22 protein-coding genes are annotated in these 25,412 nt (G+C 58.9%); 6 read left to right on the top strand and 16 right to left on the bottom strand.

Features of this window, described 5'->3' with window-relative positions:
• Positions 1–486 precede the first annotated feature (486 nt).
• Positions 487–1,563 (bottom strand): tetratricopeptide repeat protein, encoded by a 1,077-nt coding sequence (locus VMC84_RS10705; RefSeq protein WP_325380461.1) that lies wholly within the window; start codon positions 1,561–1,563, stop codon positions 487–489.
• Positions 1,564–1,664: 101 nt separating this feature from the next.
• Here VMC84_RS10705 and ilvE point away from each other — a divergent pair, with 101 nt between their 5' ends.
• The 3 genes from ilvE to VMC84_RS10690 all read left to right on the top strand — a co-directional run bounded on the left by ilvE (position 1,665) and on the right by VMC84_RS10690 (position 4,844).
• A complete protein-coding gene (ilvE, locus tag VMC84_RS10700; protein WP_325380459.1) occupies positions 1,665–2,543 on the top strand; it encodes a branched-chain-amino-acid transaminase in 879 nt (292 codons plus the stop codon).
• 332 nt (positions 2,544–2,875) lie between these two features.
• Complete coding sequence (locus tag VMC84_RS10695; protein ID WP_325380457.1) at positions 2,876–4,348, top strand: complex I subunit 5 family protein; 1,473 nt, start codon at positions 2,876–2,878, stop codon at positions 4,346–4,348.
• Between the two features lie 10 nt (positions 4,349–4,358).
• Positions 4,359–4,844: a hydrogenase maturation protease gene (locus VMC84_RS10690; protein ID WP_325380455.1), complete on the top strand. Its 486-nt coding sequence runs from the start codon at positions 4,359–4,361 to the stop codon at positions 4,842–4,844.
• On the opposite strand, the gene VMC84_RS10685 is transcribed toward VMC84_RS10690, so the two are convergent.
• The 3 genes from VMC84_RS10685 to VMC84_RS10675 form a co-directional block, all read right to left on the bottom strand.
• Positions 4,841–5,107, bottom strand: coding sequence for an acylphosphatase (locus VMC84_RS10685; protein ID WP_325380453.1), 267 nt, complete (start codon positions 5,105–5,107; stop codon positions 4,841–4,843). The genes VMC84_RS10690 and VMC84_RS10685 overlap by 4 nt on opposite strands.
• Positions 5,108–5,114: 7 nt before the next feature.
• The gene (locus VMC84_RS10680) at positions 5,115–6,176 is read right to left on the bottom strand and encodes a type II glyceraldehyde-3-phosphate dehydrogenase (protein ID WP_325380451.1); all 1,062 of its coding nucleotides are present in this window, start codon (positions 6,174–6,176) and stop codon (positions 5,115–5,117) included.
• A gap of 73 nt (positions 6,177–6,249) precedes the next feature.
• On the bottom strand, positions 6,250–7,155 hold the full coding sequence (locus tag VMC84_RS10675; RefSeq protein WP_325380449.1) for a hypothetical protein: 906 nt from the start codon (positions 7,153–7,155) through the stop codon (positions 6,250–6,252).
• A gap of 219 nt (positions 7,156–7,374) precedes the next feature.
• On the opposite strand from VMC84_RS10675, the gene VMC84_RS10670 reads away from it, so the two are divergent.
• Entirely contained in the window at positions 7,375–7,950 is a 576-nt protein-coding gene (locus VMC84_RS10670; protein WP_325380447.1) for a DUF2085 domain-containing protein, read from the top strand.
• A 442-nt stretch (positions 7,951–8,392) separates the two neighbouring features.
• On the opposite strand, the gene VMC84_RS10665 is transcribed toward VMC84_RS10670, so the two are convergent.
• The gene (locus tag VMC84_RS10665) at positions 8,393–8,986 is read right to left on the bottom strand and encodes a DUF2085 domain-containing protein (protein ID WP_325380445.1); all 594 of its coding nucleotides are present in this window, start codon (positions 8,984–8,986) and stop codon (positions 8,393–8,395) included.
• A gap of 30 nt (positions 8,987–9,016) precedes the next feature.
• Positions 9,017–10,156 (bottom strand): AI-2E family transporter, encoded by a 1,140-nt coding sequence (locus VMC84_RS10660; protein WP_325380443.1) that lies wholly within the window; start codon positions 10,154–10,156, stop codon positions 9,017–9,019.
• 48 nt (positions 10,157–10,204) lie between these two features.
• Between VMC84_RS10660 and VMC84_RS10655 the strand changes: the two genes are divergently transcribed.
• Complete coding sequence (locus tag VMC84_RS10655; protein WP_325380441.1) at positions 10,205–10,372, top strand: hypothetical protein; 168 nt, start codon at positions 10,205–10,207, stop codon at positions 10,370–10,372.
• A 53-nt stretch (positions 10,373–10,425) separates the two neighbouring features.
• On the opposite strand, the gene VMC84_RS10650 is transcribed toward VMC84_RS10655, so the two are convergent.
• Complete coding sequence (locus VMC84_RS10650) at positions 10,426–11,919, bottom strand: carboxypeptidase M32 (RefSeq protein ID WP_325380439.1); 1,494 nt, start codon at positions 11,917–11,919, stop codon at positions 10,426–10,428.
• Positions 11,919–12,794 (bottom strand): damage-control phosphatase ARMT1 family protein, encoded by an 876-nt coding sequence (locus tag VMC84_RS10645; RefSeq protein WP_325380437.1) that lies wholly within the window; start codon positions 12,792–12,794, stop codon positions 11,919–11,921. Before VMC84_RS10645 ends, VMC84_RS10650 begins: the two co-directional genes overlap by 1 nt.
• Before the next feature lie 93 nt (positions 12,795–12,887).
• On the opposite strand from VMC84_RS10645, the gene VMC84_RS10640 reads away from it, so the two are divergent.
• Positions 12,888–14,048: a glycosyltransferase family 4 protein gene (locus VMC84_RS10640; protein ID WP_325380435.1), complete on the top strand. Its 1,161-nt coding sequence runs from the start codon at positions 12,888–12,890 to the stop codon at positions 14,046–14,048.
• 448 nt (positions 14,049–14,496) lie between these two features.
• On the opposite strand, the gene VMC84_RS10635 is transcribed toward VMC84_RS10640, so the two are convergent.
• From VMC84_RS10635 to VMC84_RS10600, 8 genes are all read right to left on the bottom strand, one after another.
• Positions 14,497–15,654, bottom strand: coding sequence for an aminopeptidase (locus VMC84_RS10635; RefSeq protein WP_325380433.1), 1,158 nt, complete (start codon positions 15,652–15,654; stop codon positions 14,497–14,499).
• A gap of 52 nt (positions 15,655–15,706) precedes the next feature.
• Positions 15,707–18,055, bottom strand: coding sequence for an ATP-dependent Clp protease ATP-binding subunit (locus VMC84_RS10630; RefSeq protein ID WP_325380431.1), 2,349 nt, complete (start codon positions 18,053–18,055; stop codon positions 15,707–15,709).
• Positions 18,056–18,059: 4 nt separating this feature from the next.
• A complete protein-coding gene (locus VMC84_RS10625; protein ID WP_325380429.1) occupies positions 18,060–19,919 on the bottom strand; it encodes a tetratricopeptide repeat protein in 1,860 nt (619 codons plus the stop codon).
• A 79-nt stretch (positions 19,920–19,998) separates the two neighbouring features.
• Complete coding sequence (ilvN, locus tag VMC84_RS10620; protein WP_325380427.1) at positions 19,999–20,511, bottom strand: acetolactate synthase small subunit; 513 nt, start codon at positions 20,509–20,511, stop codon at positions 19,999–20,001.
• Entirely contained in the window at positions 20,511–22,211 is a 1,701-nt protein-coding gene (locus VMC84_RS10615; RefSeq protein WP_325380425.1) for an acetolactate synthase large subunit, read from the bottom strand. The genes ilvN and VMC84_RS10615 overlap by 1 nt, the downstream gene beginning before the upstream one ends.
• Before the next feature lie 87 nt (positions 22,212–22,298).
• Positions 22,299–23,816 (bottom strand): (R)-citramalate synthase, encoded by a 1,518-nt coding sequence (locus tag VMC84_RS10610; RefSeq protein WP_325380463.1) that lies wholly within the window; start codon positions 23,814–23,816, stop codon positions 22,299–22,301.
• Positions 23,817–24,019: 203 nt separating this feature from the next.
• Positions 24,020–24,988, bottom strand: a complete 969-nt coding sequence (locus VMC84_RS10605) for a carboxypeptidase-like regulatory domain-containing protein (RefSeq protein ID WP_325380423.1) — start codon at positions 24,986–24,988, stop codon at positions 24,020–24,022.
• A gap of 100 nt (positions 24,989–25,088) precedes the next feature.
• A complete protein-coding gene (locus VMC84_RS10600; RefSeq protein WP_325380421.1) occupies positions 25,089–25,397 on the bottom strand; it encodes a ferritin family protein in 309 nt (102 codons plus the stop codon).
• Positions 25,398–25,412: the final 15 nt, after the last annotated feature.

Here is a 25,412-nt window from a genome sequence, read left to right as displayed (position 1 = left end):
TAAATTTTTGCTGTGTTGAATATGCCCCTTTAAGTCTCAGAGTGTACTGAGGCACTATTTTTCACCACAAAGGCACGAAGAGCATGGAGGCTCACAAAGTCTTTTTTTATAATTAAGAGACAAAGGGCACAAAGCCGCTTTTTGAACTTCTAAGATACAGGATATGAAGGCACAGGGGTAAAAAGTGCTCTTGTTCATTCCACTGTGTCTTTGTATCCTTCGTGCCCTGATGTCAATGAACCGGCTTTGTGATTCTTTGTAACTTAATTTAAAAAGAAAACTTTGTGAGCCTCCGTGCTCTTCGTGCCTTTGTGGTGAAAATAGTGCCCTCCGTGCTCTTAAAAAGCTTAAAATACGGGAGTAATTCAACACAGCATATTTACTTAAAAAATTGGTGCCGCATGTTGTAAACCTGGTGTGGTTGATATAATAGTGCTTACAAGTGGCACCAGGGTTACACCATGCGGCACCTATATGATTTAAATTTTAATTGTACACGTCGTATGCGTTCGGGTCGAAGTCGGGGTTGATCTCGATGGTCTTCGATATACACCGGGCGGCCTCCTCATTATCACCGAGAATGCTGGCGAACAGGCCCTTGTGATACCACGCCTCGGCGAAGCGGGGGTTGATATCGATAGCCTTATCAAAACACGGAATAGCCGACTTATAGTCCTCCAGCCTTCCCAGAAGCACGCCCTGCATGAGCCATGCGGCCTGGCTCCCGGGCTGAAGCTCCGTGACCTTCGTATAACAGATAAGAGCCTCGCGAATACGGCCGCTCAATTCCAGGACGCACCCGCGGTAGAACCACGCGTCGGCGTAGTCGTCCCGCAGCTTCACGGACTTATCGAGCATGGCCAGAGCGTCGTCGTACTTTCCGTCTTTAATATAGAGCATGCCCTTCCCGAACCACGACTCGGCGATGTTCGGGTTCAGCTTAATAGACACGTCGAAGGACTCGAGGGCCTCGGTGTCCTTTCCGGCCTTCGTGAGCGCCTCGCCCTTGCCCATCCAGGCCGCGGCGTTGTCCGGCTCGATGAGGGCGGCACGCTCGAAGGACTCCAGGGCCTTATCGAGCATGCCCAGGCTGTACTGGTACGAGCCCAGGTAGAACCAGAGGCTGGCGTTCATCGGCTCGAGCTCCAGTGCCTTTTCCATGCACGACAGCGCCTCCGAGCTTTCCCCGATGCGGGCCAGCGACCGGGCGCAGCTGTGCCAGGCCTGCACCGACTTCGAGTCGTATTTCAGGGACATCAGGCAGGCGCCCGCCTCGTCCTCGAACATGCCCAGCTCTCGAAACAGGATGCTCTTGTTATACCAGTATTTCGGGTTCTGCGGCTGGAGCTTCAGGGCCCGCTCGAAGCATGCGAACGCCTGGTCATACCGTTTCAGCTCCGTTAAAATCAAGCCTTTACAGTTGTACGCGTCGCCATAATCCTGGTCGAGGCCAATGGCGTGGTCTAGCAGCACGATCGAATCGTCCAAGCGGCCTTCGCCCGCCAGCTCGAGCCCCTTCTCCAGGGCCGCCTCTGCCTCCAGGCGCACGTCTTCCCCCGCCATCAGCTCACCGATTGACAATTAATATCCGTCATCACGTATAGACTTTTTCAAAAATCAGAAGCCTTATATGCCTGAGTTGCTTTTTATCAAAGGGTATCTTTATGGCCAGTTATATCTACATCGACGGCAAGTTCTATACGAAGGAAAGCGCAAAAATTTCCGTCTATGATCATGGTCTTTTATACGGTGACGGTGTTTTTGAGGGCATCCGGGCCTACAACGGCCGGGTCTTCAGGCTGGACGAGCACGTCGACCGGATGTTCGACGGCGCCCGGGCGATCATGCTGAAGCCGCCCGTGACGAAGGAGAAGATGAAGGATATCATCCTGGAGACGCTGCGGAAGAACGACCTGAAGGACGCATACATCCGGCCGATCATCACGCGGGGCGTGGGCGACCTGGGCCTGGACCCGAACAAGTGCCCGAAGCCGACCGTGATCTGCATTGCAGAAACGTGGGGCGCCATGTACGGCGATCTCTACGAGAAGGGCCTGAACGCCATCACGGTGAGCATCCGGCGGAACTCGCCGCAGACCCTGCCCCCGAATATCAAATCGCTCAACTACCTGAACAACATCCTGGCCAAGCTCGAGGCCAACGTGAAGGGCGCCAACGAGGCCATCATCTTCGACGTCAACGGCAACCTGGCCGAGGGCTCGGGCGACAACATCTTCGTCATCAAGAACGGCCAGATCCGGACGCCGATCGTCGAGGTCAACCTCAAGGGCGTGACCAGGGGAGCCGTATTCGACCTGGCGAGGCAGATGAAAATGCCGCTGTGCGAGGCCGACATGAGCTACTACGACCTGTATACTGCGGACGAGATTTTCGTGACAGGCACTGCCGCCGAGCTCTGCCCCATCACGAGGGTGGACGGCCGCGAGATAGGCAACGGCAAGCCGGGCCCCATGACGAAGAAGCTCATGGCCGGGTACAAGAAGCTCACCCAGACCACGGGCACGCCCATCTACAAGAAATAATCGCTTTTCTTTCGTTTTTCCTTTTTTTTAGCGGCAGTTCTCTTTTGAGCCGTTATAATTACTGCAAACGCTTGTTACCATACCGGCAGAGTTACGACTATACGATCATCATAGCCATAGACTCCCTAGCAGTATGCCCGGGAACGGCCGTGTGGCATAGCGATCAAAAAGGCCTTGAATGCTTCCCCTCCAATGCCTTTTTGCCTCGAAAGCTATCGCGTCTCCACGCGGAACACAAGTATGATGCCGCATGATCATCCGATCCCGGGCCATAATTGCGGGCCCTTTTTAACATAACTTTATGTGATTAACGGGCATAGAAGCCTTGACTGATGTACGAATACCTGGCGCTTTTACCAATCATTCTGCCGATAATAGGAGCCTTGCTCACCTACGTCCTGGGCCGGTACTCGGAAAAGATCCAGGACGTCTTCATTGTGGCCGGCGCCGCCCTGCTCTTCGTGCTTAACGCGTCCTATCTCGTGGCGCTCCAGAGGGGGATACTCAGCCCCTATTCTTACGGCTTCATAGTGCTCGACGCCCCCGGCATCTTCATCGGCACGCTCGTGGCGTTCATCGGCACGCTGGTCGTTTTCTACTCCTTTGTATACAAGGACAGGACGCACTACGATAACACCTACTTCATCATGTATTTCCTGCTCATGGGCATGATGAGCGGCCTGGCGAGCACCTACAACGTCATCGTGATGCTCATCTTCCTGGAGGCGGCCACGGTCATCAGCGCGGTGCTGATCCTGTTCGGCCGCACGAAGCGGGCCATCAATGCGACCTACGTTTATCTGGCCATAAGCATCATCGAGGTCATCCTCGTCGTCTCGGGCGCCTTCATCCTCTACAACGACGCGGGCACGCTCGACTTAAATAAGCTGGCCGCGGGAGCCATAAGCCAGAACGATATGTTCTTACTGGCCATGCTGTTCTTCTTCGGCTTCGGCACCAAGGCCGGGTTGCTGCCCCTGGGCATCATATGGCTGCCCTCGGCCCACTCCGAGGCGCCGCCGCCCATCAGCGCCACCATGTCGGGCATATTGATCAAGGCGAGCGTCGTGGCCATGGCGAAGGCCATCTACCCGTTCTACGCCATTTCGGGCGTCCAGACGCTCATCCTCGTCGTGGCCGGGTTCGGCGTCGCCAACATGCTCGTGGGCGTCATCATGGCCCTGCTCTCCGAGGACATCAAGCGCTTACTGGCGTTCCACAGCATAAGCCAGATGGGCTATATCATCATGGGCTTCGGGCTGGCGACCCCCGCCGCCGTCTACGGCGCCTTATTTCACATCACCAATCACATGCTTTTCAAGGGCTGCCTGTTCTTGATTACCGGCGCGCTCATTCTGAGGGTCAACACCAGGCAGATCCATAAGATGGGCGGGCTCATGAAGCAGATGCCCCTCACTGGCCTTTGCTTTTTAATCGCGTCGCTGGCCATGTCCGGCGTGCCCCTCCTCAACGGCTTCTGGAGTAAGGAAGCGATCTACGAAGGCTCGGTGCAGGCCGGCTTCCCGGTGCTGTTCTCGGCCTTCGGCACGGACTTCACCGCGTTCTCCATCATCGGGTGGGCCACGAGTCTTCTTACTTTTATATGCCTCATCCACGCGTTCTACGTGATGTTCCTGGGCAGGCCAAAAGATGAGTTCAATGGCGTCAGGGACCCGCCAGTCTACATGATGCTCCCGATACTCATCATGGCGGGACTCTGCATCGTCATCGGCGTTTACCCGGGCCTGGTCTCGGGCGCGCTGAAGTTCGTGGCCGACACGCTGCTGACGCTTATGCATGTATAGAAGGGGAAGTATGGACGCGATCTTCCAAAAAGAGCTTATCATACGGCTTCAGGGGATACCACCGGAAAAGGTCGTCTTTGTCGGCGTAGGGAACCGCATGAGGGGAGACGATGCCATCGGGCCCGTCCTGATCGACATGCTCAGCGGCGAAGTGCCCCATGCCATCGACGCCGACGGGGCCCCGGAGAACGTCACGGCGGCGATACGGCGCCTTAAGCCGTTGGCCATCGTCTTTCTGGATGCGGCGAGCCTGGGCGAGGCCCCCGGGAGTGCGAGGGTCGTGGAGGCGGGCGAGCTGGAAAAGCTCGAGGCCAGCGTCCACAACTTTTCGCTGGACGTCGTAATGGAGTACCTGAAGGCCTCCACCGGGGCGGACGTGTTCCTCGTCGGAGTACAGCCCGAAAGAGTCGGAGAGGGCGAGGGCATCTCCCCGGCGCTGGAGCGGCCGCTCAAAGAGATCGCCATTATCTTAAAGAGTTCGATCAAAAAGGATTAGCGTACGTCGAAGCCCGTGTGCCCGGCGCGGTCGGTCGGCTTGACCTTGACCTCCCGGACCTCGGAGAACCGGGGGCCATGCCAGATCAGCTCCAGCATCTTCTCGACCTGGTGGTCCTCGCCCTCGAAAACTGCGTGCACCCGGCCGTCATCGAGGTTCTCCACGTACCCCCGCACGCCGAGCATCACGGCGTTCCGGCGGGTGAAGGCCCGGAATCCGACGGCCTGGACCCTGCCCGATATGAAGACTTCGACCGCTTTCATTAAAATGTCAGGGCGGGGTCAGCTTCCACGGGTTGAAGTTGCCTATGCCCAGGGCCTTATTGGTCTTCTCCATCGACTTCTTGCCGTCTTTTTCTATGCCGGTCATCGCCCGTATGCAGTCGATGTTCTCGGGCACCACGTCCGATTCCTGGTGGATGGCCTGGAACACGTTGAACTCGCCTTCCTTATCGACGGTCACCGACTCTTCCCAGATGGCGTTCTCCATGATGTCACTCCTGGGGCGGCCCAGCTCCCGGCCGAACTCGATGACGTCGCCGGTGAACTTTAGGGTGTACCAGGAAGGTATGAGCCAGAGCCTCGGGTACTGCTTCAGGGCCGCCAGAGCCTCGTCACGGGACGGCTTCTTCTTGAGCGTGGCGTTCACGAAGTGCATGTGCATCAGTGTCGTGGGCACCTTCATGGCCGCCGTATCGATGTTGATGTGGTGCAGCACGGTCTGCACGTCGGGGCCGTGGTGAGACGGCAAATGGATCGGATCGGGCACTATGCCGTTTATTGGCCCCCGCTTTGCGTCGTTCGGGTCCCCGCCCCGCCTGACGAGCACCACGCGCGCCTTCTGCACGCCGAAGGCCGTGTCCAGCGCGTATAAAAGCCGGCACAGGCCCGTCGTGTTACACGAGACCACGCGGACATACTTTTTGCCGATGGCCTCGCCATAGTTGGCGGCCGCATTGAAAGACGTGCCGGCCACCTCGTGCTCCTCGCCGCCCTGGAAGATGGCGGGCTTGTCGAGCTTATCGTAGATGTTCTTCTTGTTCTCCTCGCCCAGGCCTTCGGGGGCGCAGTCGACAACGATGTCGGCCTTTTTGATCATGTCCAGGTTGGAGCCGGAGACGGGAATGCCGGCCGCCTTGAACTTCGATTCGGCCTTGGCCGGCTCCACGGCGTAAATGGGATAGCCCTTCTTATTGGCCGCATAGGCCTCATAATCGGGCTTGGTCTTCGCAATTCCTACCAGCGTCATGTCGTCCTGGCGCATCACGGCATCGGCGACCCGCTTGCCTATAGTGCCATAACCGTTGAGCGCTACTTTGATCTTGTCTGCCATCAGGATTCCTCTTAAAATTATATTATCGCGCAGCATATTATATGTTGCGAGAAAAAGTACAACCCGGTCTTACCTAGCGCATCATGCTTTTAAGGCTGTCGGGGTCGATGGCGCCCCTCTCCGATGACAGGATGCCGTACTGGTTGAAGGTGCCCCGGAACATGCCTATATTAAGGCCGAAGAAGACGGGCCTTCCCCAGGAGTCGGTGCCAATGTAGACGGCGTTCTCGCCCTGCTCGGGCGTGCCCTCCATCATCGGGTGGTTCTTGAAATAGACGTAGTCGCCCGTCCTGAGGCCCGAGGGCGAGCCCGGCGAATACTCGTCGCCCGACCACTTCTCCAGCGTCTTGTACTCCTCAAGGTTGCCGTCCTTCGACGTCGTATAGGTCTTCCAGCCCCGGACCATGAGCGTGGGCAGCCGCCGGTCGAAGTTGCCTTCGCCCACGGTGTCGAGCTTCGATTTTAACAGTATGAGGTTGATGGCCGCGGCGCAGTCGATCTTGTACTTGCCGCCGCCCGCGCCGATGAAGTCCCGCAGCGCGTCCGATTTGCTCACGCCCTGCTTGACCTTCCAGAACTGGCTGCCGTTATAATAGACGGGCTCCCAGTACCGTGTGTTGAAGTACTGGCTCTCCATGTGCCTCCCGAACTGCAGCCGCCCCGAGGACATCTTTTTATGGAACGCGACGCAGTTATCCACGACAGCGCGGCGATAGGCGGCCTCCTGCGGGGACATGTGGTCGAATCCCTGGTTCGTGTCGATGCCTGCCAGCGACTGGGCGCTGAGCGCCTCTGCCGAGGGCATTCCCGTGGACGATGACGTGCCCGGCAGGCTATATCCATCCATGCCGTAGGGCGGCATACCCTGCATTCCATACCCGTCCATCCCCTCGAACGCCATCTGGGCGTGCGCCGGCACGCAGAAAGCGGTGAGCGTGGCGATGAGCGTTATCAAGGTGGCGAAGTGTTTCCGGTGCATCGTTAGCGATACGCGGCTTATGGAGGCTAAATGATTCGTCAAAAGAATGAATGATATGCGGCGTGGGCGGCTCTTTATTTTCACAGCCGCCCCGCGCCCCCTCTCGCCGAAACTCGTGTATCTTAATCGCGGGCTGCCGATGGTATGCCCCCGGGCTAACTACCCTTATGCCCCTCTAAAGGCATTTATACCTATAGCGGGAATATCGTTGGTTGTATCATGGTCAACATAAAAAAGCTGGCATTCGACGCCATCGTCGTCGCCTACACGGCCATTGCCCTGGCCCAGTTCGTGCCGTGGCTGCTATTGTCGATATTCGGCCCTGCGCCGCTTGCGGTCGGCATTTCTGATGGCATTTTTCGGTTTTTTTCTCTGTTCTGCCACCAGCTCCCTTGGCGCTCGCTGTTCTACGACGATATCCAGATGCCGGTATGCGCCCGCTGCGCCTCCATCTACGTGGCCACTGCGCTGGGCCTCATCTTCTTCAGGCTTAAAGGGTATGGGGACAGGGAGTTCAGGATGAACTGGCTGCTGTTCGCTCTTCTTTTGGCCCCTACGGGCATCGACGGCACGACGCAGCTCCTGGGCTGGCGGGAGAGCACGAATGCCCTGCGCCTTGTCACAGGCGTGCCCTATGGCCTCGCCTACGCCTATATCCTTGCCTGGGCCGTGCCGTTCGTCTATGCGCTTCTCGAGCTGATCCACGCGGCCCTGAAGCATGATGAGCGGAAGACGTCCGACGTGCTGGGGCGGGTGAAAGATATGGCGTGGCCTTTCGGAGAAAAGAAGCTTTAATATTATTTATAGGGCTCATTTATCCAAAATGTTGTCCCATGCCGTGTTTCCCGTGGCGCTGGATCCCTCCGGTTTGTATCACTAAACCACGAAAATTCTTTTTTATCCCACGTAAGGGCTCGAAAGCACGAAGGCGCATGCTTCGGGCTTAAAACACTAAACAACCTCCCAAATGCCCGAACCTCACTAAACAGTGAAAACACGAGAGACAGCATAACTTCTGGATAAGCGCATGCTGTCCTCGTGTTTTAAATAATTAGTGCTTTGGTGCCCTTCGGGAGGTTGTTTAGTGTTTTGAACACCAGGCATGAGCTTGGTGTTTTTGTGCTTTACGTGGGATATAAAAATTTTCGTGTTTTCGTGTTGAAAAACAGGGGGTATATATGCGTCGCTAGGACGGCATAGACCATGCCATTGGAGGGTTAAACAAAAGCGTAGGGCTCTACTGGCCGTTCTTATCAGCACTCGCCCCGGCGCCCTCTTTTTTGGGTACATCCTCGGACTCCATGATGTGCTGGATGTAGGGCAGGACGAAGATGGCGCTGCCGAAGCCGAAGATGGAGCCGGTAATGATGCGCAGCCCGTTATTGCTCAGCGTCGTCCAGACCAGCGTGTAGTCCGGGCCGATGCCCCGCGGTATGGGCACCCCGAATAGCTGCGCGAAGCCGTCGATGGCCATGGGCATACAGATCAGGATATACCAGAAGATGTGGAAGGGCTTGAGCCTGTTTCTAATGAAATAGAACAGCAGGCCTCCGGCGAGGAACGAGACGTAGATGGCGAAGCACCGGGAGCACACGGCCATCTCGTAGCCGAAGATGAACAGGCTCCTCTCGGGGAGCTGGTGGCAGGTGACGTGGTATGCCGCCATGATCATGCCCGCGATCTGCACGAGGACCGGGTTGCCCGTCGAAAAGAAGTATGGGGCCAGCAGGATGGGGACGATGAAGAGAAACAGCAGTGCGTTCACCACGGTGAGCCAGTGCTTGACGACGAACTCCGCGGAAGCCATAAGATAGCGGTCGGGCATGTTCATAGGTCCACAGACCTACAAGGCATCATTCGATTAAATCTTTTCGTTATGGGCATGCGTAAGAGATGGCAACACGATGCGGAAGTAATGCGTCAGCAGGACGAGCGCGATCGCGGCGATGAAGAGGCCGGCGATGCCAAAGACGACGGGCCCGATGATGTAGGCGAACATGAGCAGGCCCGTGTTGACCTGGCCCTGGGACATGAAGGGCCTCAGCACGAATTCGGGCAGCGTCTGGACGAAGATGACCACGGCCGCCACCATGACGATGAAGAAGCCGATGTTCGCCATGAAAGTGCCGGCGACCAGGGAGTGCGCCAGGATATAGAGGAACATGGGCACCGTGACCAGGTACATGCCCACGACGGGCACCAGCGCCGATACGCCGCATAAAATGCCCATAAGGATGGGATAAGGTATGTCCATGGTCGGCGGAGCGAAGACGTTCAGTAAACTAAAGATGAACGCCGCCACGATGGCAAAGAAGACGATGCTCAGGATGTTCCCAAAAAAGATCTTTTCGAGGTCCTCGTCCACGGCCCGGTAATACTTCACGAACATGCCGTCGTGCTCGTGCAGGAGGGAGGGAAACGTGTGTTTTACCCAGGCCTTGAGCTTATCGTCGTCCCTCAGCAGGTAGAAGGCGATGATCACAATCAGGAATACCTTGAAGATGATGTCGGCGATTGTCATGCCCGTCGAGATAACCAGCTGCTGGAGCCCCGCGATCGAGCCCCCGTTGCCCGCGATGGCCATGTACCAGTCATGGGGTATGATGGCATTGATATTCCCGGATAGGACGTTCTCCATGGTCAGGTTCTGCAGGATGTGCGAGACGGTCGTGCTCATGTTCGTCAGCGGCCCCTGCGACATCGACTGAAGGCCTATGCCCGTTACGACGGCGTTGAACTGCGACAGGGCGAGCAATGCTGTGTAGCCGATGATGATCAGCAGAGGCAATACCAATAAGAACATGCACGCGGCCACGAGCAGCGACTCGTTCTTGATGTAAGGCCGCAGCTTATGCTTGATGGGCTTCGCAATATAGTATATGAAGATGGCATAGACTATGACGGTGATGAAAGGCCAGACCACCCACAACAGCAATAGCATGAGGGCCACTCCGAAGATGACCCATTTGGCGTCATACGCCCGCCGTAATATCCCTGGCATCTTAATTGAGGTAAATGTTTATAACCTGAAATATGTTATGTATGGTTGATGGTCAGCGACTTTTTCAAGGGAAAGAAGTGCGGCATCTGCGGCAAGGATGCGACGAAGGCGATGTTCGGCCGCTACCTGTGCGACTCAGAGGACTGCTACTGGAAAGCCCGCGAGGCCCGCTCCAGCGAATGCATCGGCAAGACGATGAAGCATAATGAGAACTGAGCGAATTATCAATTATAACGATTTTCAATGCGATATTTATCGAGCAAGGTAATTCACAACTTTATGCCATATAACTCGCCGTATTTTTCTTTGATGTAGCGTATGAAGTAGTCCTCGCTCATCGCTTCGCCGGTCACCTTTTTGATGAGCGTCGCCGCGTCATAGCGCTTGCCGTGCCGGTGCACGTTTTGGCGTAGCCATTTCAGAGGCGCGTCCAGGTTTCCAGCCGCGATGCTTTCTTCCATGCCGGGCTCCTGCCGCTTCATGGCGGCCCAGAGCTGTGCGGCGTTGAGGTTGCCCAGCGTGTACGTCGGGAAATAGCCGAAGTCACCCGCCGCCCAGTGGATGTCCTGGAGGCAGCCGCGCGCGTCGTCGGGGACGGGGATCCCCAGGTACTTCTCGAAGAGCTCGTTCCAGTACGACGGGACCTCCTTTGTTTTGAGCTTGCCATCAAAGAGCGCCCGCTCCACATCGTAGCGGAGCATGATGTGCAAATTGTAAGTGACCTCGTCGGCGTCCGTGCGGATGTACGAGCGCTTTACGGCATTGACGTGCCGGTAGAAATCCTCCACGGGCACTTTCTTGAACGCCGGGAACGCCTGCCGGAACTTCGGGTAATAGCAGTCCCAGAAGGGCCGGCCGCGGCCGACCATGTTCTCCCAGAGCCTGGACTGTGACTCGTGGATGCCCATGGATACGCCCGCGGCCAGCGGCGTATAGTAATACTTCTCGAGGAAGCCCTGCTCGTAGAGGGCATGGCCCGCCTCGTGCATGGCCGGGAACACGACGTAGGAGGGGTCGGCCTCGTCGTAGCGGACGGTGATGCGGACGTCTCGGCACGCGCCCGAGGTGAAGGGGTGCGCCGAAACGTCGACACGGCCCCGGCTCATGTCGAAGCCCATGTCTGTTACGAGGCTGGCGACGAAGGCGCTCTGGCCGGATACCGGATATTTTCCCCCGGGGACAGACCCGTCCAGGCCCGGCTCGTTCAGTATTCGGGCGGCCAGCGGTATGAGCTTCTTCTTGAGGCGGGCGAACACGGCGTCGATATCCTTTGATTTTGCGTAGGGCTCGTACTCGTCCAATAAAGCGTCGTAGGGCCGGTCCTCATAGCCGACGTGTTCCACTACTTTAAATTTCAGGTCGATCGTCTTTTTCAGCCAGGGCTCCAGCAGCTCGAAGCGGCTCTCGGCCCTCGCCCGCGCCCAGGCGTTCGTGGCCAGGGACTGGGTCCGGGTGATCTCCCTGACGAGGTCGCCCGGGACGGCGGATGCGAGCCTCCACTTTCTCTCGACCTCCCGCAGGATCACGGCGCCGTCGGCGGAAAGCTCCTGCTTTTTCAGGGAGCGGATCAGCCGGCCCATTTCCTTCGACGTCAGGCGCTCGTGCATTATACCGCAGAGGACGGCGTTCTGGTTCGCCCTGTCCGGTGCCGAGCCCGGCCGCATGCAGGTCCGCTCGTCCCACGTGAGGACGCCCGCCGCCTGCTCCAGAATGCTATATTCTTTTACCCGCTCCAGGAATTCCCTGTACTCTGCGCTCGCCATTATTTCACCAGCCTTGCCACGTTCCATCCCTTTTTCACGCCGATCGACCGCGAGACCGGCTCGCACTTGGCCCTCAATAAATAAGCGATAGGCCTGAACCTCTCGTCGGAGAGGGCCTCGTAGTTCGCCATGCCCTTGCTTATTATCACGTCCGCGTCGCTCATGGCCCGCAGCGTCTCCGGCGGAAGCTCCCTCATGCAGACGCCGATGGCGTTGGAGCCGGTCGTGAGCACTTTATTCACCTTCTCCGCCAGGCCCATGCTGCGTACGTCGTCCATGGTGGCGTCGGTGACGATGTTGCCGCCGCGCACGACCAGCGTGACGTGCGCCCCCGCTGCCTTGAGCAATTCGAGGACGAGCTCGTCGAAGTAGATCTCGCCGCAGTTATCCGTAAGATATGCGACCCTGCCGTTCCTTGCCAGGCGCATGATATCGCCCGTGTCGTCCACCTGCAGGCCCCGCTCCATCTCCTCCGCAAAAAGTGATTCGAAGTCGCCGATCTCGATCTGGTGCTCCTGCAGCCCGAAGTCGAAGTTGTTCCCCACGATGGACGCTAGCACGGCGATCCTGAAGCGGTCATTCTCCAGCGCGCCCAATACTCTCTTGCGGACCGCGGGCATCAGCTTTTTTCCGATGACGTTGCTCTGCGCCTTTATTTCCCGGTACGGGTCGTCGTCGCCCAAAATGGCGTAGGCCCTGCGGTGAATGCCGGTGGAAATGTTCGTGGCGTTCACGCCCTCGCGGAAGTTATCCCGTAAATACTCGAGGCCGCTCTCCATGACCTCGAAGATAAGGGACTGGTCCTTCGTGGACAGGTTGGCCTCGTAAAGCGTACGGTTCAACAGGCAGGGAGCGCATCTCGGGTCCGACTTCATAGTGGATACAGAAAGGCGGCGTTATGATATATGCTTTATCTGGTCCCGATATTGAAACATTATATACTTAAAAAAATATATTAGTTCGTATATATGGAATCTTTACGCATCGGGATGTTCGCGTGGGAGTCGCTCCACGGAGTCAAGGTGGGCGGCTTGGCGCCCCACGTCTCGGAGATATCGGAGGCGCTGGCCCATAAAGGGCATGAGGTGCACGTGTTCACCCGGAGGGGCGACTGCGGCCCCTATGACGAGGTCAACGGTGTCCACTACCAGCGGGTGAAGAGCCGCAGCGGCGGCAGCATCGTCAGCGAGATGGACTCGATGTGCGATGCGTTCCTGGACCGCTATCATTCCGTGAGGAAGCTGTTTGGCGAATTCGACGTGCTCCACGGCCACGACTGGCATCCCGTCACGGCGCTCACCCGCCTCAGGAAAAAGGGCCGCGACTTCGTTATGACGTACCACTCGATCGAGTGGGGCAGGAACGGGAACCGCCACAGCACGTCTCCAGAGGCAGGAGAGATATCCCACCGGGAATGGCTCGGCGGCTACGAGGCGAAAAAGCTGATCGTCACGTCGAAGGCGCTCATGGACGAGCTCCAGCTCATCTACAGCATTCCGTCTTACAAGCTGAACCTGGTGCCCAACGGCATCTTTCCTAAAAAGATAAATAAGGAAGTGGACCCCGCGGAAGTAAAGATGAGATATAAGATCGAGCCCGAGTCGCCGCTGGTCCTGTTCGTGGGGCGCATGAAATACCAGAAAGGCCCTGACCTTCTCGTGAAAGCTGTACCGCACGTCCTGAAGAAAAGCCGGGACTCGCGCTTCGTGTTCGCCGGCGACGGCGACATGCGGCCGTTCTGCGAGGCCAAAGCGCATAGCCTGGGCGTGTCCGGCGCCTGCCGCTTCCCCGGATACGTGCCTGACGGCGAGCTTGTCGACCTTTTTAACTCGTGCAACATGCTGGCCGTCCCGTCGAGGAACGAGCCCTTCGGCATCGTGGTGCTCGAGGCCTGGGACGCCTGCAAGCCGCCCATAGGCACCGACGCCGTGGGCATCATCGACAACTTCGTCAACGGCATAAAGGCCAGGCCGCAGCCTGAATCCCTCGCCTGGTGCATCAGCGACGTCGTGGACAAGCCTGGGGCGCTGAAGTGGATGGGCATGCAGGGTAAAAAATTGGTGGATTCCATCTACGACTGGAACAACGTCGTGGACGAGCTCCTCAAGGTCTACGACAAAGTGGCCTGACAGCTATTTTCCAGCGCCTTCCTGGAGCTAAGTGTACGGGCGATTAAAAATGTTTGGCTCTTCTCCGACTTTTGGATATATGCTTATCTTTTTTTAACGCATGCCTTGTTGGTATTGTTTTCACCACAAAGGCTCGATGGCACGGAGTTTCACTAAGTTTTCTTTTAAAATTAAGGTACAAAGGACTCAAAGCCGGTTCATTGGCGATCAAGGCCAAAGGATACAATGGCACGATGGAATGAACATGCGAGCACTTTTTGCCATTGAGCCTTAGAAACCTTTGTGCCACAAAACCCAAAAAGCGTGCTCCGTGCCCTTAGAGCCTTACATTTAAAAGAAACTTTATGAAACTCCGTGCCATCGTGCCTTTGTGGTGAGAAACCAAAGGGCTGCACCAGCATCTAAAAAAGGAGAAGAACATAAATGTTTTGAACGAGCGTGGCGAAACTTATCTCAGCAGCCTGCCGTCCTTCATGAGTAATTTTTTATGGCCGTCTTTGTATTCGACCTCGAGGGTCACGTCGGGCGCCGTGACGAAGTCCCAGTGCATGTTGCTCGCCACGTTGCCGCCGTACATGTCGCTCCGGCCGAAGGCCACGTGCACCGAGCCTCCGATCTTCTCGTCCGTCAGGATGTAGCCGATGGCGCGGTCGATGACCGGGTTCAGGCCGATGCCCAGCTCCGCGACCTTCAGGGCATTCGCCGAGCCGTATTTTTCCTTGTCGACCTCCACCATCTTGTGCAGCGTGTCCCGGAGCACCTCCTCATTGTGCTCGGCGGTACACTCGTCGGGAAGCAGCGTGCCGTCCTTGAACTTGAGCCGGACGCCTTTTATGATCGTTCCCCGCGTCAGGTCGTCGATGGTCAATGGACAGTAAAGGGTGCCGCTGCCGTAGGTCTCCACGGGAGCGACGAAGACCTCGCCCGCGGGCAGGTTGCCTCCCAGGTCTCCCACCGCCACTTTCTCGGGCGTGAGCACGCCGTCGTCCGGATTTAACCGCCTGCCTTCGATGTCCAGGCTGAAGTCGGTGCCGTTGGGGTCGGTGACGTGCACGTACTTCGCGTTGTTGAGGACGCGCATGACGTGCTCGCAGTCCTCCTTCAGGACGCCATAGTCGATGAGGCATCCGCCGATGACCAGCTTTTCCAGCTCCTTCAGGGGGACATTATACATCTTCGCCATGCCTTCCGTGGCCCACCCCATGTATAGCCAGCGCTTTCCCGGCTTGCCATAGATGATCTGCATGACCGGGAAGTTGCCCTCCGACCGTGCCTGCAGCTTTTCCCGGAAGTATTTCTTGATGCTGGGGTCGCTATACGGCTCGACGGTGACGTAGGCGTCCATGGCCTGGACCACGCCCATCATGATCTTAGGCATCGCCTTGAGCTGCCGCACCGTGCACGTCTCCAGCAGGCGCTTCTGGTAGTCGTTGGATACGGCCGTGATGAAGGGCTGGCCGCCGCGCTTTGCCACGGCGATGCCGATCTCCTCAAGGAACTTCTGCGCGTGCGCTCCCCCGCTGATGAGCACCGCGTCGCCGCTCTTCACGTCCAGGGAGCTTATAACGTCCTCCGCCAGCTTCGGATAGATATTCTCATCGATCATCGCAAACACCATTCTTTAAGACTAGATGTCATTCCAGTATCAATAATGTGTCTCACGTTTCGTCGGGCACGATGCTGATGCCGTTCTCGTCGTAGACGGCGAGCCAGCGCCGGTGCGCCTTAATCTCGCCGGTCAATATGAGCCTGCTCAGGGGGACGTAGACGAACTGCCGAACGACCCGCCGCAGCTCCCTCGCCCCATACTCGGGGCTGTAGCCGGCGCTGGCCATGAAGTTCTCCGCGCCCTCGCTCAGGCGTAAAGTCACATGGTGCGTCCGCTCCAGCTCGGCGAGCGTCTCATCCAGCGTCTTCCGCAGCAGCCGCTTCACCGCGGCCACGTCAAGCGGCCTGAAGGCCACGATCTCGTCGATTCGGTTGACCAGCTCGGGCCGGAATACGTCCAGGCCCTTTTTGCGGGGCCGCCGCTTCACGCCTTCTTCCATCTCCTCGTAGCTCGCCCCCCCGCCGGGCTCCAGGTTGGACGTGAGGATGAAAATGGTATTTCTGGCGTCCGCCGTCCGGCCCCGGGAATCCGTGATGCGGCCCTCGTCAAATAGCTGCAGGAATACGTCGAACACCCGCGGGCTGGCCTTCTCCACCTCATCGAAAAGGGCGACGGTATAAGGCCGGGCCCTGAGCATGCGCACCAGCAGGCCGTCCTCCTCGTAGCCGACGTAGCCCGGCGGGGAGCCGATAAGCTTCGCCACGCTGTTATCCTCCGAGTACTCCGACAGGTCCAGGCGGATCATCTCGGAGGAGCTGCCGAATAAGAATTCCGCCAGAAGCCTCGCCGTCTCGGTCTTGCCCACGCCCGTCGGGCCCGTGAACAGGAACACGGCAAGGGGCCCGCGCCGCTTTTCGATGCCCGAGTATGCCACCATGAGGCGCCGGCTGATCCGCCCCACGGCCTCCTCCTGGCCCGCGATCCGGCTTTTTAAAAACCCTTCAAGCCCCAGCAGCCTAGATGTCGAGGGGCCCTCCAGGTGGGCGGCCACCAGCCCGATGGGCAGGCCGATACTGTCGGCCAGAGTCTCGGCGACGACCTTCGAGTCCACCTGCTTGCGGGGCTCTTCCATAGAGCCCATGCTGAGCGACGGTATGCGCGCCCCCGAGCACGCCATGTCCAGGAGATCGACCGCCTTATCCGGAAGCATGTGCTCTGCGTCGAACCGCATGGAGAGGTCGACGGCGGCCTCGACCGCCTCGTCCAGGATGCGCACGCCGTGGTGTTCCTCCAGCCTGGGCCGGAGCACTTCCAGCATGTCGAGCGCCTCTTCACGGCAAGGCTCTTCCACGAGAATGGTCTCAAACCGCCTTTCCAGTGCCGGGTCCGCCTCGATGTAGCGGTGATACTCGGCGATGGTGCTCGTGCCGATGCACCGCAGGCCTCTGACGAGGTAGGGCTTAAGGATGTTCGAGGCGTCCAGCGCCGAGCTATCGCTCCTTCCTGCCCCCACGATGGTGTGGATCTCGTCGATGAAGAGGATCACCGCCGGGTCGGCGATGGCCTCGTCCAGGACGCCGGTCAGCCGCTCCTCAAGGTCGCCCCGGTATTTCGTGTTCGCAACCAGCGACGCCATGCTGATCTGAATTATACGCTTGCCGCCGAGCACGTGGGCGTCCTTGCCGCGGGCGATGCGCACCGCGAGCGCCTCCACGATCGCCGTCTTTCCGACGCCCGCCTCGCCTACCAGCACAGGATTATTCTTCGCGCGCCGGCCGAGAACCTGTATGAGCTGTAAAAGCTCCTTTTTCCGGCCGGAGAACGGCCCGAGTTTATTTTTTAATGCGTCCCCGGTCAGGTCCCGGCCATACTTTAAAAGGTACCCATCACGCTTCGGGCCCAGCCAATCGTTCACGGCACTGGAGATCTCTTTCCGCTCCATGGAGCGCTGGTAAGACTTGTCTCCGCCCTCGAGTATGGCGATCCAGGCGTACACGGGCTCCATCAGGTCCGACGGGGCGATGCCGGCGCCGGATAGCGCCGCCTCAACGGCGGGGCCGGGGCTCTCGAGGACTGCCGCCAGGAGGTGGAGGCACGAGACCTCGCCCTTCACGTATGAAAGCCCGCCCGCCCTCCGGAACAGCGCCTTGCACTCATCGCTCCGGTGGAGTACCCGGGATTCCCCGGGCCTGTCGCCGCTCCCCACGGCCATCCGGACGCTGCGCCGGATGCTCGCAGCGGGCGAGGGCCGGTCGCAGGCGCCATCGAGCACGTTCTGGATGGCGTCCCGCTCAGCCCTGATCGGCTCGGAGTCCGCCGTGTCCATGGCCTTGTCCAGGCTCATGAGGCCGATAAAGAGGTGCTCCTTCTCTATGACGCTGCCCTTCGACCTGGCGGCTTCCTCGGCCGCGATGTCCCAGGCCTTCGACGCTCCCGCAGTCAGCTTAAGCGTGTCCATTGTATCACCGTTTCTTTTTATTGCCGAGCACCCGCAAGCAGGCTTCTACGGCCTCCTGGGACGCGCCCGACCTTCCGAGAGCGCTCCTGAGCTTTTCCGCCGCACGCGGATGGCCCGGATCCAGGCGCAGAGCCGACATATACTCGCCGATGGCGCCCTGGAGGTCGCCCATATCGTCGAGGGACAACCCGAGCTGGTAGTGGGCCAGGGGATTCATGGGATCGGCGCCGATGGAGAGGCGATATTCGGCCACTGCCTCCAGGGGCAGGCCCTTAGCACGCAGGGCGCTGGCCATATTGTAATGCAGGATGGGGTCTTCCGGGCTAAACAAAGCCGCTTTAATGTATTCCTCGATGGCCAGGTCCAGCTCTCCCTCCATGGCCAGGGCCAGGCCCAGGTTAATCCTCGCCTCCACGAAGGCCGGCTTGATGCGCAGCGCTTCTGTATATTCTATAATGGCTCTAGCATACTGGCCGCACCGGGCGTACGATAATCCCAGGTTGTGGCGGGCCATGGCGTGCTCCGGCCGGATGGCCAGCGCCTCACCGTATTCCCTCACAGCCTCCTCGATCAGGCCTTTCGCCCCGAGGGCCGTGCCCAGGTTATTATGGGCGTCCGCCTGGCCCGGGTCGAGCCGCATGGCTTCCCGGTACTCGCTGATGGCCATGTCCTCCTCTCCCCGGGCGTCGTATGCCACGCCAAGATTGTTATGGACCATGGCCAGGCCTGCCCTGTGCCGGTCGGCGAACATGGGCTCGGACTTGAGCGCCTTACGGTAGACCCATATGGCCTCGTCGAACAGCCCCACGTTATAGAGGGCAAGCCCCCGGTTGTTATATTCCCAGGCGTCCGGCTCGATGCGACAGGCGACGGCCGGAGGCTCCATCCTGGAATGGGAGCGGTAGACGTGCTCGAGGTCCGACCGGAGCGACTGGAAGTCGCTATACCTTTCTCCGGGCACTTTTTTCAGGCATTTCTGTATGATGGGGAATAGCCGGTTATAGAGCCTGGGCACCGGCTCTTCGCAGTGCATCCGCCTGTACTCTTCGAGGCTGTCCGCGGCGAACGGCGCCCGGCCGCCGGCAGCCATCTGGTAGAGGATGACGCCAAAGCTGTAGATGTCGCTGCGGAGATCGCTGGCGCCGCTGAACTGCTCGGGCGCCATCCAGGGCGCCGTGCCCGCCATGGAGCTCCCGGGATAGCCATCCGCATCGTAGGAGCGCAGGGTCCCCTCCCAGAACCTGGCCAGCCCGAAGTCCGTGATCTTGAGGGTGCCGTCCCTCGATATCATGAGATTATCGGGCTTGATGTCCCGGTGCGGTGTGACGCCCTGCGAAGCCGCGTATGCCATGCCGTCGCAGAACTGCATGGCCCACCGGAGGGCCTGGCCGGGCGATATCGGGCTGTGCAGGAACTGGGCAAGGGTGTTCCTGCCCATGTCATCGGGCTCGACATACTCCAAAACGATGAACAGACGGTTATCCAGCGCCTCCACGCTGACGGCCTGCACGATGTTCGGGTGGGCGTCCATGAGCACCCAGGCCAGCGCCTCGTGCAGAAAATTCGTCTTGATGCGGTCGGAGTACAGGTACCTATCCTGGAAGGTCTTCAGCGCGTAGGTCTGCTTCGCGCGGCGGTCGTAGCACGCGTACACGACGCCCATGCCGCTCTTCCCCTCGCCGCCCAGTATACGTCTCACCACGTACTGGTCGCCGATGACGGAGCCCACGCCGATCCGGAGCTCCTCGGGAATGCCCGGCCTGCCAGTGCCGCCGGCTATATACGAGCGCTCGAGCTTGCTTTTAATCTCAACTGTCTTCTCCCCCGCCTGTCCTGCCTCGTCGCCAAGCATGCAATTACCCAAAAAGTAATTAACTATTTGTAGAATTAGAATAAAAAAGTTACTATTTTGAAGGAAAAAGAAAAGCGAGCCACAGTATGGCTCACTTATCGAATTGCGTGGGCTTGGCGCCCCTTACGAGCGCCACCTTGCCGGTGCGCACCATCTCCTTGATGCCGAACGGCCGCATGAGCTCCTCCAGCGCATCGATCTTATCGGTGCTGCCCGTGACCTCGATGATGAGGCTCTTGGCGCTCACGTCCACGATCTGGGCCCGGAAGATGTTCGTGATCTGGATGATCTCCGCCCGCTGGTCGGGGCCGGCGGTCACTTTAAGCAGGGCCAGCTCCCGGTCCACGGAGTCCAGGGGCGATATGTCGACGACCTTGATGATGTCTATCAGCTTGTTCAGCTGCTTTGTGACCTGCTCGATGACGTGCTCGTCGCCGTGCACCACGATGGTCATCCTGGAAATGTCGGGATTCTCGGTAACGCCCACGGTGAGGCTGTCGATGTTGTAGCCGCGCCTGCTAAATAAACCGGATACGTGGGTCAGCACGCCGGGCTTGTTGGCCACAAGCACGGAAAGGGTGTGGAAATTGTTGCCGTTGGACATTACTTGAACCCCCTCTGCTCGACGAACTCGTTGATGGAAGCTCCCGCCGGGACCATCGGGAAGACGTTCTCCTCCCGCGACACCCGGAAGTCGATGAACACGGGGCGGTCGCTCTTCATGGCCGACTTGATGGCATCCTTCACGTCGCCCTGCTTTTCGACCCTTATGCCTAATGCGCCATACGCTTCGGCGACCTTGACGAAGTCTGGCTGGCCCCGCATGTCGGTATACGAGTAGCGCCGGTTATAGAACAATTCCTGCCACTGCCGGACCATGCCCAGGTACTCGTTATTCAGGATGGCCACGCGGACCGGGATGTCGTTGCTCACGGCGGTCGCCAGCTCCTGGATGTTCATCTGGATGCTGCCGTCGCCGGCGATGTCCCAGACCTCCTTGTCCGGGCACCCGACCTTGGCGCCGATGGCCGCGGGGAAGCCGTAGCCCATGGTGCCCAGGCCGCCCGAGGAAATGAACGTCCTCGGCCGCTTACAGCGTATATAGTGGGCCGCCCACATCTGGTTCTGGCCGACCTCGGTGACGAAGATGCCATCCTTGACCAGGTCGTTGAGCCTCTCGACGATGCACTGGGGCTTGAGCTCGCTGCAGTCCTTGTCATAGTCCAGCGGGTACTCCTTCTTCCAGTGCTGGATCTTCTGGTTCCAGGCCGACGACTTCGTAAGCTTCACCTTCAGCATGGAGTTCAGCTTTTTCAGGACCGCCTTAGCGTCGCCCACTATGGGCACGTCCACACGGACGTTCTTGCCCAGCTCTGCCGGGTCAACGTCGATGTGGATGATCTTCGCGCTGGGGGCGAAACTCTCGATCTTTCCCGTGACGCGGTCGTCGAACCGGGCGCCGATGGCGATCAGCAGGTCACAATCGATGATGGCGTAGTTGGCGTACCGCGTGCCGTGCATGCCCAGCATGCCCAGCGACAGCGGGTGGTCTTCCGGGAAGGCTCCCTTGCCCATGAGCGTCGTCGTCACGGGCGCCATGATGGATTCCGCCAGCTGTTTGACCTCTTCGTGGGCGTTGGCCGTGATGGCGCCGCCTCCCACGTAGAGCACCGGCCTTTCGGCCTTTTCTATGAGATCGCAGGCCTTCTTGATCTGCAGGGGATGTCCCGCGTAGGTCGGCTTGTAGCTGGCCAGCTTAGCCTCCTTCGGGTACTCGAAATCCATCAGGTCGGACTGGACGTCCTTGGGCAAGTCCACGAGGACGGGGCCAGGCCGGCCGGTCGAGGCGACGAGGAACGCCTCCTTGATCGTCATGGGCAGGTCTGCGGCGTTCTTGATGAGGTAGTTGTGCTTCGTGATGGGGATGGTGATGCCGGTGATGTCGGCCTCCTGGAAGGCGTCGTTGCCGATGAGCTTCGTCGGCACCTGCCCGGTGATGGCCACCATCGGCACGGAGTCCATGTAAGCGGTCGCGATGCCTGTTACCAGGTTCGTGGCCCCCGGGCCGCTTGTGGCGAGGCATACGCCTACGCGCCCCGTGGCCCTGGCAAAGCCGTCCGCGGCGTGCGCCGCTGCCTGCTCGTGCCTCACCAGTATATGGCGAATGCTCGAATCGTAGAGCTCGTCATAGACCGGGAGGATCTGGCCGCCTGGATACCCGAAAATGGTATCCACTCCCTCGGCTTCGAGCGACTTGATCAGTGCTCTCGCGCCGGGGATCCTTTGGGGTGCGTTCGCGCTCACTACTTGACCTCCTTTGTGGTGCTTTGCTTGTAAGAAAGCGGGAATATTAATAGTTTATCATTATTTTTCATATTAGACCTCGTGCCCTCACGGCTTTTCCGCTTTCCTGACGATGCCGTTCTTCTCTTCGATGAGGCGGTTCATCCCGTCGACGAACGCCTGGACGGAGGCCATGATGATATCGGGGCCAGCGCCTCGGGCGCTGATGACTCTGCCGTCCCGGGACATCTTGACCCATACCTCTACTAAAGCGTCCGTGCCGCCGGTGATGGCCTCGACGCGGTAGTCGTCCAGCTTCACGTCTGCGACGCCGGAAATGGACCGGCGCAGCGCGTTCAGCGCTGCGTCCACGGGGCCCACGCCCACGGCCGATTCGGTGATCTCATGCCCGTCGATGGTAAGTTTGACCGAGGATGTCGGGGTCGCGTGGTTTCCCGATAAAATGGTGCAGTCGATGAGCTTTATCCTGGCGACGGCGTGGTTGCCCAGCACGCTGTCCGCGATGGACATCAGGTCGACGTCCGTGACGTGCTTGCCCATGTCGCCGAGGGCCTTGACCCGGCCCGTTATTTCGTCGAGCTGGGGCCCGGTCGCGCTCAGCCCGAAGCCCTGGAGCGCCATCTCCACGGTCGAGCGCCCGGCGTGTTTTCCGAGCATGATCTGGCGCTTTCTGCCTATTGTTTCGGGCATGATGGGCTCGTACGTGGCGGCGTTCGCCATGAGCCCGTGGACGTGTATCCCGGACTCGTGCATGAAGGCGTTGTCGCCTACCAGCGACTTGTTCGGGGCCACCGGGATGCCCATGAGCCGGCTGACGAGGCGAGACGTGGGGTACAGGTTCTCGAGGACGATGCGGGTGTCGACGCCGTACAGCGACTTCAGCACGATGGCGACCTCTTCGAGCGACGTATTCCCGGCCCGCTCCCCTACGCCGTTAATCGTGACGTGGGCCTGGCTTGCGCCCGCCCGGAGCGCAGCGAGAGTGTTCGCAGTTGCCAGGCCGAAGTCGTCGTGGCAGTGGATGCTTATGGGAGCGCCCACTTCCTGCACGAGCCTCCGGAAGATGTCGTACGTGCCCTCGGGGTTGAGGACCCCGACGGTATCGCAGAAGCAGAGCCTGTCGGCTCCCGCCTCTACGCCCGCCTTATAGACGTCGCCGACGTAATCCAGGTCGGCCCTTGAGGCGTCCTCGCCCGATAGCTCGACGATCAGCCCGTGCTTTTTGGCGTACTCGACCATGTCCACCGCAGTGCGCTTGACCGTTTCGCGGTCCTTTTTCAATTTCTGCGTGATGTGCAGGTCGGAGATCGGCACGACCAGGTGGACGGAGTCGACGTCGCAGTCGAGGGCGTAGTCTATGTCGCTTTTAACGATGCGCGCAAAACTGCAGATTTCCGCTTTCAGGTTTTCGCGGACAACGGCCTTGATACCGTCGCGCTCGCCCTGGGAAGTCACGGCCGATCCGGCCTCAATGACGTCGACGCCAAGGGCGTCCAGATTTCTGGCGATCCAGACCTTTTTCTCCGGCTCCAGGCTGACGCCTGGCGTCTGCTCGCCGTCTCTCAACGTAGTGTCAAGGAACCTGACACTGGTGAATAAAAAGATCCCTTCTGTTTTCCATAGAGATTCCTACATCGTAATCTCGCTGGATATATTTGAACCTTTCTGATAAGGATAATAAGGGGTGTTTTGCCATGGAGGCGCTAGATCAAACGCTTTGAAAATCTCTTTCCAGATCCGTTGGCACATCCGAACTAAATAATGGCAGTTGAATTTAAATCGGCAATAATGGGCGTGCTGCGAGCCTTTTAGATCTTCGGGGGCTTCGGGCCCTCGTCCTTCTTCCCGCCGGCCATGCCTTCGCGCTCCTTGCGCTTGCGCTCCATCCACTCGTATATGCCGATGGAGCCGGCCACGACCGCTATCAAAGAGGAGATGGTACCGACGCAAAGGGCCGGGTTATACAGGAGCGATATCCAGGAGTCTATGGGGTTCGTCGGCGTAGGAGACGGCGTAGGCGTCGGGGTCGGCGTGCCGGCCAGCGCCTTCAGCGGGATGGGGGCGACGGTCGAGTCCTCCGTGATCTTGCCGTTGGTCGTCAGCGAGACTGGCTGGTATCCCCCCGCGCTGACCGAGATCGTATAAACGTCGGGGTACATCCTGGGGGAGGTATAGAAGCCGTCGTTGCCCGTCGTGACCGACGGGTATGCCTTTTCGTAGGTCACGGAGTGGAATGTCACCGTGGCCCCGGCGACGGGATTATTATTCGCGTCCGTGACATAGCCGGATATGGTCACGGTCTCGGCGGGCAGGGCCGTCGGGGTCGGGCCGAGGTTGACGGTGATGGTGGCGCTATAGGAATCGATGGCCGTGCCATTCTGCGTGGCGTCGAAGCCGAACTTCACGATCTGGCCGTTCTGGGCCTGGATAGCGGGTGTCGACACCGGGACTGTTTGATGGGCGCCAACGGATACGGTTGCCTTATTCGAAGGGTCGTTGATCCAGGCGACGACTGCGATCGGCTCTCCATTGTTGGTAACGGTGATAGTGACGTGGTTGGTGTCCCATACGGGCGAGGAGAAGACCTGCCGTGGGCCCGGCGTGGGCACCGCCGTCGGCGACGCTGTGGCGTTCGGCATCGGCGTGATGGTGGCCATGGTCGTCGGAGTAACGGTCGTGTTGTTATCCGCATGGGCTGCGGACGCAGCGCTGATGCAAGATACCGAGAAAATGGTTATCAGGAGAAATATCGTGGCCGTTTTATTCCCTTTATACACGTTGATCCCCGCCGGCTCTCATGGAGCTGGTCTTTTGCGGATAAGCATTTATACTACTATATAGTTTTTCATCATGCCAAAAAATAGGGCAATTAAAGGCTTATTTTTTCTTAAGCTTCTTCATCATGTCCTCGACTTCCTTGTACCCCTTCTCGTAGGACTTTTCCTCGTCCGGCTGCAGGTACTTCAGGAGCCTCAGGAACTCGCCCGCGTGGACGGCCTCCTCCTCGGCGATGTCTTCTAGAACCGCCTTTGCGACCTTATCATCGATCGAGTCGGCGAGCTGGCGGTAGAGCTGGATGGCCTCGTACTCGGCCGCGATGTCGAATCGTATGGCCCGTACTAGCTCGTCCCGGGTCAATTTCCTTGGGGCGTTCATGCCCGCGAATGGATTTGCGAACTCTGGCATAATGGTCACTTGCAC

The sequence above is a fragment of the Methanocella sp. genome (genome assembly GCF_035506375.1).
Lineage (GTDB): Archaea > Halobacteriota > Methanocellia > Methanocellales > Methanocellaceae > Methanocella.
The sequence above is the reverse complement of the archived record's forward strand: the minus strand, read 5'-3'. Positions and strand labels throughout refer to the sequence as shown.